Origin of the sequence: Nostoc foliaceum FACHB-393 (assembly GCF_014698505.1) — a bacterium.
GTDB lineage: Bacteria > Cyanobacteriota > Cyanobacteriia > Cyanobacteriales > Nostocaceae > Nostoc > Nostoc foliaceum_A.
This window is the reverse complement of sequence record NZ_JACJTD010000123.1, coordinates 1-8,701: the sequence shown is the minus strand read 5'-3', so window position 1 is coordinate 8,701 and position 8,701 is coordinate 1. Positions and strand designations below refer to the sequence as shown.

The 8,701-nt window shown below is 38.9% G+C and carries 6 protein-coding genes and 2 pseudogenes; 6 read left to right on the top strand and 2 right to left on the bottom strand.

The window, feature by feature from the left end:
- The first annotated feature begins 556 nt into the window (after positions 1 to 556).
- The 4 genes from H6G92_RS37125 to H6G92_RS37110 are packed head-to-tail and all read left to right on the top strand — an operon-like array spanning position 557 to position 3,576.
- Positions 557 to 1,780: a ParM/StbA family protein gene (locus H6G92_RS37125; RefSeq protein ID WP_242059494.1), complete on the top strand. Its 1,224-nt coding sequence runs from the start codon at positions 557 to 559 to the stop codon at positions 1,778 to 1,780.
- Between the two features lie 30 nt (positions 1,781 to 1,810).
- The gene (locus H6G92_RS37120) at positions 1,811 to 2,278 is read left to right on the top strand and encodes a hypothetical protein (RefSeq protein ID WP_190901646.1); all 468 of its coding nucleotides are present in this window, start codon (positions 1,811 to 1,813) and stop codon (positions 2,276 to 2,278) included.
- Positions 2,279 to 2,290: 12 nt separating this feature from the next.
- Complete coding sequence (locus H6G92_RS37115) at positions 2,291 to 3,142, top strand: hypothetical protein (RefSeq protein WP_190901644.1); 852 nt, start codon at positions 2,291 to 2,293, stop codon at positions 3,140 to 3,142.
- The gene (locus tag H6G92_RS37110; protein WP_104899605.1) at positions 3,058 to 3,576 is read left to right on the top strand and encodes a hypothetical protein; all 519 of its coding nucleotides are present in this window, start codon (positions 3,058 to 3,060) and stop codon (positions 3,574 to 3,576) included. The genes H6G92_RS37115 and H6G92_RS37110 overlap by 85 nt, the downstream gene beginning before the upstream one ends.
- A gap of 410 nt (positions 3,577 to 3,986) precedes the next feature.
- Here H6G92_RS37110 and H6G92_RS37105 read toward each other — a convergent pair.
- A pseudogene (locus H6G92_RS37105) lies at positions 3,987 to 5,119 on the bottom strand (ISAzo13 family transposase).
- 323 nt (positions 5,120 to 5,442) lie between these two features.
- Here H6G92_RS37105 and H6G92_RS37100 point away from each other — a divergent pair.
- The gene (locus H6G92_RS37100; RefSeq protein WP_190901641.1) at positions 5,443 to 5,844 is read left to right on the top strand and encodes a hypothetical protein; all 402 of its coding nucleotides are present in this window, start codon (positions 5,443 to 5,445) and stop codon (positions 5,842 to 5,844) included.
- Positions 5,845 to 6,065: 221 nt separating this feature from the next.
- On the opposite strand, the gene H6G92_RS37095 is transcribed toward H6G92_RS37100, so the two are convergent.
- Positions 6,066 to 6,596, bottom strand: coding sequence for a hypothetical protein (locus tag H6G92_RS37095; RefSeq protein WP_199345134.1), 531 nt, complete (start codon positions 6,594 to 6,596; stop codon positions 6,066 to 6,068).
- A 47-nt stretch (positions 6,597 to 6,643) separates the two neighbouring features.
- On the opposite strand from H6G92_RS37095, the pseudogene H6G92_RS37090 reads away from it, so the two are divergent.
- Positions 6,644 to 8,701: pseudogene (locus H6G92_RS37090) on the top strand (hypothetical protein); the annotation flags it as partial.

Here is an 8,701-nt window from a genome sequence, read left to right as displayed (position 1 = left end):
CTACGAATTTATACAGTTTGATTTCCGAAATTGAATCAGTCTGCTGTCTGCTTTTTTTGACCTCTAACTCTTTGATCTCAATGGGTTTTACTTTCTTGTAATTTGCGATCGCCCCGTGGTCGATTACAAATTTTTTGTGAGACTTTGACAAAAACAAAATTTTATTTACCCAAATCTCCTGTCATTTAATATAGCAAAAAATCGAGCATTCTTTCCGCCAAATATGGCGTACTGTGCGTCAGAAAAAGATGGATTCCAAAGCTTGTGCCCTCTAAAGCATGTTTAAAATTAGTAGGAAAATATAGGGATAAATCGGGTGACTTCCGAGAAGTTCCGGGAACTTCCAGGAACTATTGGGTTTTATTAAGCTAATGATAATTGCTTATTAGATGATGTTTAATATGTAATAACATCAGCGATGATTTTGAATTTGTGGAGTGGGATATTGGGATAAATTGGGATAAATTGATCAGAATTAGTGAGGATCGGTGAGGATTGGAAACTTAGGCGATTTGCCAGAAAACGCACAAATTAGTGAAATAAAAGTGCAATTGTAATGATTCATAATCTTTATTTACAAAAGCTGAAATCATTACGGTATATGCGCTTTAGCCTTTTAGGAATAATTCTTGATAAAGGGTCAAAAACAGGGAGAAAATTTCTTGTGGATTTAATGTTGAGTCTTGATCCAGGAACTTCAATGACGAAGATGGTTTATCGTGTTCTGGAGAAGATGTCTTCTAAACCAGAATTGCTGTGTATGGAGCCAGAGTTAGTTAAGATTTCTAGAGACTCGCTCTCTTTATATGAGTCTGGGCAAATTAATCGGCCGAATCCAGAGAATGAGGCTTGGATAGAGTACAACGGAGAGTATTATGCGGTTGGGTTTTTGGCCCAAAAGTATTTTGAAGCGCGAATCAATTTTTTAGAACTCAAGTATGAGAATGCGATTCCAAAAACTTTAGCAGCAGTGGGGGCAATAGCGATTAGAGAAGGATTGAAGTCCAACCTTGATTTATCGTTGGGACTGCTGTTGCCTTATGGGGAGTGGGAAGACAGGGAAAGATTGGAGATGGGTTTAACCAAGGCACTGTCTAGCTTTAGCTTTCGAGGTCAACAATTTTGTGTAAATCTGATCAGCTTTCAGTGTTTGCCGGAGGGTGGGGGACTGGTATTGACGCGAAGTAAAAAACTCGGCACAGACTTTAATAAAGTGAACATTGCTGTGGTGATGCTGGGTTTTCGGGATATATCAGCCGTAATCTTTGAGCGGGGTATATCAACTGGAAAAACAGAAGGTTTGGGTTTAGCCTGGATGCTGGAAAGAATCAAAAGCCGAACATCAGGACAGAACTTACATGATTTGTTAAAGGCTGTTCATCTATCAGGTTCAGCGTTAAAACCGAGATACTTTAACACCTTGGCTCGGAGTAAGAATGCTGAGTTTAAAGCTGAGGAAGTAGCACAAATTGTTGAAGTAGCGGAGTTATCCCGGAAAGAATACTGGAATAAAGTATCTATTTGGCTGAGTATGAATATTCCTGTTGATATTCAGCAAGTAATTATTGGTGGGGGAACATCGGAATATTTAGTTGCTGAGTTGAAAAACTTATTTACTTATACCGAGATTTCATGGGCGGCAGAATTAGAAGAGGATGTGCGCTTGGCTTTTAACCTGCCGATTAAAAAAGATGCGTTGTGCTTACGTTTCACGGATGTATACGGATTATTCCGTTATCAAAACGCTACATCAGCTATTTCAAACCATCGTGCGTCCTAGTAATTTGCTCGTTTTAAAGGAATATTAGCAATGTTTTCAGATGTTGAGTTTCGCTTACGAAGTAGAGTTAAGGCTGATAGCCCCGAAGCAATGCTGTTTAAGTATTTAAACTCGAGAAATACTCTTTATCCTGCTAAGGATATGGTGATGATTGCTATTAGCAGCTATTGGCTTCCTTTAGCCTATCAAGCCCAAGAGCAACCCGTAGATTTAGAACCACACATTCGTGCTTGTCTTTACCGCCTTCAACTTCACTCTTCATATCTGATGGGACTGCTGGGAGAAATCCCGTCTCAGGCAGCCACGATGATTGCAGTAGACAGAAATTCACTTTCATCACTTTCCCTTCCATCCAATATTCCCGCAACAGAACCATCTAAGATTGCCGCAACAGAACTATCTAAGATTCCCGCAACAGAACCATCTAAGATTCCCGCAACAGAACAAAGACAGTTAAAAGTTGACTGGTTAAATCCTTTTTCAACTTTATCTAAATAGGAATTCATGATTATGTATCAACCACAAGAACTTTTTAACAACCTCTCACCATCAGAAATTAGCCGGACTTTACGCTTGAGTGGGATACCTGAAAAAGAGTTATATACCGAGAATGATGCAGACAGGTTTCGTGAATGTCGCACCTTAATTGAGCAGGGTGGAAATGATGAAGAAGTAATGGCTCTATTATCTCCAGTTGTTGACGATGCACTGTCAGAAACTCAGGGCAATTCCTCGTCGTCAACGAAGAATGGGGGGAAAAAACAAGGGAAGAAAGCCCAATTACCATTAGATATCACTGAATTACTAGTTATTGCTCGTGAAAGAGGCTATAAAATCGCACTTTCTCAGGCTTTAATAATTCTCCAAGTCTGCGGACTATCTGAGCAAGATGAGTATAGCCCAGATGAGTGCGAACGCTTTCTTGAAACCTACAAATCAATAAAAGAGCAAAACAAATCCTTTGAAGAAGTTGCAGCCAGCTTAACAACTCTAGGTAAAAGCGAAAATTCTCAACAATTAAAATTAGATGCAGTGATTGAGAATGTTAGTGAAAAAGCTGTAGCGGCAAGAGAAGATTTATCTAGCTTGATTGATAAAATTACTGCTGCTCAGGCTGAAGAAGCCCCAGAGTTAGTTCAATCACTTTACCTTAAAAATGTTGCACTGAAATTACAACAGAGCGATTCTGAAAATAACCTCTTCGCTCAATTAGAAGAAAGAATCATGGCGAGAATCGCCGAAAAAAAGCAGCAGAGGCTACAGTTATCTGGAGTGACTTGGGAGACGACACCCTTACCATCTTCTTCGCCCACGCCGATGCTGTCGCCCAACGCATTAGAGAATGGAACGAATACCGATTAAAACAAGAAATTGCAGCCAAAGAACGCACTATTGATATTCAAGTCGAAAAAGCCTCCGATGCTAAAGCCAATAAATTAGCTGCCCACAAGCTGGAAAAAATACAGGCATGGAACGAAGCACAACTAGAACGTCAAAAACTTCGTCAAAAACGCTTTGAACAGTTCAAAGGACTTGTTTTTTGGCTCGGTGGTTGGGTCGGTTCTGGCCGCTCTGGTATTTTCTTTTTTGGCTCTGCCATGTTAGCTTCTGCGACTTTTGCAGGAGTAACAATCATTAATCTGCCAACAAATCTTTCCTGTCCTGATCCCAAAAGTCCCTGTTATCTGGTATATCAAATGCGATTTAACAATAAAAGTGTGATTCTTCCACAACAGACCAAGGATATTATTGCTGAGTATGAGCGCAATAAGAGTAAATCTAAACGACGCAAGTAATTAAATTTTGGGGAAAGAGAAACTGTCTGTTTTGGTTTTCCCTATCTTTGGAACAGCATCGAATGGCACGAAGACTCATGTGAAATATCGTCAGGGCAGGGTGTTGGGTGTAGTGTTAATAAAAATTGAATTTTAGTGCGCTAGATAAAACCAAGTTGTTCGTAATTCCCTACACCCTACACCCCAAGGGACTTCCAAAAAATAAATTACTCAGCAACAATCATAATTTGCTCTTCATAAGATAATGATAATCATTCTGAGGGGGTGAGAAGCGGTTGCCGACGGCAACCGCTTCTCACCCCCTAAAAACATTCACAAAAAAGTCTGCACTCTGTAAACTATGTCAGGTGCATTATCATAATTAATATTGATATTTTTTTAGCTGAAAGCTTTAAAAATAGGGAGATAAATTACGTGCTGCCACAACAAATATCAACAAACCACTTACCTAAATTGGGAAACTTTTCATTTGTGGAGTTAGTCAGGCGTTCTATTTGTTCTTCAATAGCAGACATAGCTTTATTAGTAAGCTTAATTCCTGTTTCATAAGTTTGGGTTATTAGCTTAACTGCCACAGGATGTTTGCCTTTCCATGTCATGTTTTTGGCAAAATTTAAGGCGGTTTCAACCTCATCTAAAATACTACCGTTCCAGGAATTTTCTAATATCCCCCAGACTCGCTCGATGGGATTATATTTGCTGTGATAGGGTGGATAGTAGGCTAAACGTATATTAAGTTGATATTGATGAACAAACTCAACGATACGTTTCATAAACTGGGTACGTCTAGAATTATTATCTGTCCCATTGTCCTGGTTAAGAATCAGGGTTTTTATTGAGGGGAATCGCCAACTCTCACTCTTCCAAAAATCTTCTAGAACATCGACAATAAAATCACTCGTCACATGAGATTCTGTAAAGTATAAAAATAGTTCGTCTAATTCAGGAAGGAAGATGCCATAAGGAGTTACGGTAGTTTTTGTCTGAAAATTATGGTCTTCTGTTTCAGTGAAAACTCGGTTTTTACCTCCGCGGTCGAAGCACCCAATATCTACACGTGCTTTGGCATCCAGACTGAGACGCAAGATACTTGGATCATCCAGAGCCGATTGATTAACTATTGCTAATTGTTCAAAGATTGCGTCCGTTTCTGGAATTTTTTTTGAGGTAAAACTTTTGCTACCCGCTTAAGTTTATAACCTAAATCATTCAATTTAACACGAATTGTTTCTTCCGTGGGTAACTGTTCATCGCTATAGCCACACTTTTCAATTAATAGTTTTCTGACTTTACTTGCTGTTAGGCGTGTATATAATCTCTGGCTTTTAAAGCTTGGGTCGGTTTGGCTCTGTAAATCAACTAATTTTTTGATATCTTCTAATAAATAAGGTAAGTGTTCTTCCGCTTTCCATCGCCCCCTAGCTGAATAATTATCAAAGCAAGTAATCCCAGTACTTAATTCTTTAATCCCTTTACGAATAGTTTTTCTATCCCATCCCAACTCGTTTTGAGCTATTAGTTGTCCTCCATGACCTAATCCCATAACAGTCTGCGCTTGAAAACGTCGTTTTGCTGCACCTTTCAATTGAGTGGCTGTTTCCTTCAACAAACTTTTCAAAGAATCAGTTAATTCAATTGACACTCCAACACACCTCAAAACTCGAACCATATATTGAAATTACTACAAAAAGGGAAGTCAGGGCTGCCGACGGCAGCCCTGACTTCCCACCCCCTACAATGATTATCATTCTTATCTATTGGGTATTTTATTTTTTGGAAGTCCCCAAAACCAGTAATACCAAGGGTTAACGCTTAACAAGCGTGCCATTCGGAACAGCATCAATAGTTTGATAGAGGGATAAAGTTATGAACGAACTAAAAGAAATTAAACTTTGGGATGATTGGGACGATATTAATTTATCTACTCCAGAACGTCGCATTGAACGCTTAGAAATTCTACTGTGCCAAAAAGTCCACAAAGGCGAAGATATCTCTCAATGTCTGCAAGTTTTGGAGTACCTGAAAAATCGCACGACTCACCAAAAGTTAGAGTCTGTTTTCTTTAGGCAAGTTCAGTCTAAACTGACTTTCAACTCATGGCAAATAATTGGTCAGGCTACCTTAATCTTTTTAGTCGCTATTCCTTGCTGTTTTGCGACGTATAAAATAGCTACTTCACCAATATCTAATAATTCTTCGTCGGAATTATCTCTTAGCAAACAATTATCAAAAAACACCCTACCACACAGTAGAAAACACCATAGATAAACACAGTGACAGTGCGGTATATTTATTTACTGCACTGCGATTACTGACTATGATATTCCATCAGCAATCTCTAAAATCTTTCAAGTCAACGAAGTAAAAAGGCAGTTTATGAATATTTACTTTCATGCCCAAGGTGAGGCGATCGCTTTTTTTTCACATATTCAGTTCAAATCACTGCATTTGATGGATGAAAACTTTCTTTACAGCGTAAGTCACCTACTTTAATAAGAGGTGTCCTTGTCGAAAGGCAAACTGTCAACATCCTCAAAGTTACGCAGGTCTTGCTCCATCTGCTGCCGACGTTGGACGTAAGTTCTGCTGTTTCCAATCCTCCCTTGCATCAACCATTCACCAAAGTTGATGCCTTGTTCTATGTGTGAGGCAGACATTTCATTATAATCATCAACCTCTATTTTCTTACGCCACTCAAGCTGTTCGAGGGCACTTTCACTGATGCCAATTTGACGAGCATATTCTACATATTCAGGTCTGAGAGAACCATCTGGGTTAAATTCTTTTTTTTCTTGTTCAGTGAAGAAATCGTAGGCTGTGTAGATTGGCCACGGCTCTGGATCAGTTTCGTCCAAGTGCTTCCACTCGTCGTATCTTGCTTTTAGTCTAGAGGCATAATCATCAATTGCCTCGTTACTCATTCCTACAGATAACATTTCTTGTCGAGCTTCATTTTTCAAGCTGCCATCTGGATGGAACTCTTTTTTGTGCATATTTATCCAACGCTTAATCCTTGACATAAAAACCTCTCAAAAAATTAATTAATGTTCATCAAACTTTAAATATTATGACTTTGGAATTTAAGCATTTTGATCCTCGTTTAAATCAGTGGATCTATACAGACGATAACAAAACTGGCTCTCAATCAATTTTAACTGAAAAGCTCAGTAATACCTTATTAGAATTTTACTTTCCTGGCAAAGAATTCTCGTTTGGACACTCAGATGAATACAGTATTGCGGAAGAGTTAAAGAATCATCCAGATGGACAGATTTTATTGCTATCTTCTAAGACTCGCTTACTTTATGGAGATAAAGAATGTTTAGAAACGATTCAAAAAAATTGTCCCGATAGTAAAGACCGTGGGGCTTATGGTTCCATCTTTCTTGGGGCTTGTAAAAATGCGATTCACGAAAAGCTAAACATTCTGGTAGTAGATGATTCTACTGACAAGGCTGGTGAAAATGGAGGGATATTATCAAATGATTTAGCATATAAATTAGTTGGTGACTGTTATGGGCAGATTTCAACACAACTCTATGACAAAGTAACCTTAAGAGAATCTCAACCAGATAAAAGCTATCGTGTAATTCAGCATCGATTTGGTTGGGTGGATGGAGTTGGAGAAGATACTACTAAATATCGTTTTGGCAAAGGAACACTCCGACCATACAGATTAGACGAAATCAAATATGCAGATCCAAATAACAAACCAAAAATAGACATAATTCTCCCCGTAAGCAGTTTTAAGGGAACAGACAAGGATAGACCCAAAGGCCCCACAAAACCTCAAATTCAACCAGGATTATATCAGCAAAATATTTGGTTAGCTGAAAAAGGGCAATCTCAGCAAGGTCAGATGTCTATCTCCCAACTGCTGGCATCTTTCCCCCAAGGAATTAAAGATTTTGCCGAGTCACTAGAGGTGCAAGCTCAAAGATTAGCCTCTATTCAAGATGACCCTAGAAATGTTGCTGCTTACTATTGTGAAAGATATGAAAAACGTAAAGAATCATTGAGTCAAAATAAATTAAAAACATCAGATATTATCAATCAAGAAACAGATGTTAAAAACTTAGGGACAAATGATGACTTAGATGCAGATCAGGAGTTGGATGACGAGAGTGCTAAAGATGACTTGTTCATGTACAAACTCATTAAAGCCGATTTACTAGGGCATCAGCAGCTTTTAGAAACTGAGAAGGTTAAACAGGAATTAAGTCGGTTTGTACAAAGTGAGTGGCGAGATATTGCTGTTGGGAAAATGCTTACTTTTGACCGAGGAATGATTATTCCCTCTAAGGAACTCAAAAATGGTGAAATCTGTGTCCCTTGGCTGAAGCTTGGAGAAAAAGTTCTTAACTTTCGCTCTCCTTTCCTCAACTCTAATGGATTATGTGTCTCTACTAATAAACATGTTGAAGACAGTGTTGCGCCAGATGGGAAATCTTTGCAAGGAATAATTGTAGTCAACGATGAAGACCACAAACGTATACTTGCGAGGATTGAGGCGCTAGAAACTCAAGGCATTGAACACAACGAAGTTAATCCCCTCGAAACCGAATCAGAACGCCAAGCACGAGACTACGATGGTGATTGCATTGGTGTGGCAAAAGCCAGCTTATATCCCAATTTAACGGCAGAGGCAGAGCGAAGAAACCTTCCTCAAAACGCCTATTCGCCCACGGTTAAGCTCAAAAAAAAGTCATTTTATGATCCCACCGATGGAAGTCAGCCCCCTTTTGAAAAAATCGCTATTCACATGAGCGATAGCATCAGCGTGGGCATAATCAACAATCAAGTGACAGCGCTAGAAGCATTAGAATCGGAAATCGAAGTACTAAACGCTTATGGGACTTTAGAACAAAAATCAGAATATTTAGAGCAAGTATCTAACCATTACGAAACCCTGTTTGAGCAAGAACGCCAGAAAGATCCAAAGTTAATTCGAGAAGAATACAAGCCTTATATGCAAGGGGTTGTTGAACTTGCTCATTCTCAAAGAACTCCCGAAATTATCCAGCAAGCAATGGACATTAACCGTCAAATGTACCGGAGCATGATTGAAGAAGGATGTTATCAAAACCAAATAGCAGTTGATTTATTCAAAAGTGCTAAAAAACCT

Bases quoted from the DNA above. Each gene is read 5' to 3' on its own strand.
- H6G92_RS37095 (WP_199345134.1), bottom strand. From the start codon at position 6,596: ATGTCAAGGATTAAGCGTTGGATAAATATGCACAAAAAAGAGTTCCAT.
- H6G92_RS37120 (WP_190901646.1), top strand. From the start codon at position 1,811: ATGTTTTCAGATGTTGAGTTTCGCTTACGAAGTAGAGTTAAGGCTGAT.
- H6G92_RS37100 (WP_190901641.1), top strand. From the start codon at position 5,443: ATGAACGAACTAAAAGAAATTAAACTTTGGGATGATTGGGACGATATT.
- H6G92_RS37115 (WP_190901644.1), top strand. From the start codon at position 2,291: ATGTATCAACCACAAGAACTTTTTAACAACCTCTCACCATCAGAAATT.
- H6G92_RS37125 (WP_242059494.1), top strand. From the start codon at position 557: ATGATTCATAATCTTTATTTACAAAAGCTGAAATCATTACGGTATATG.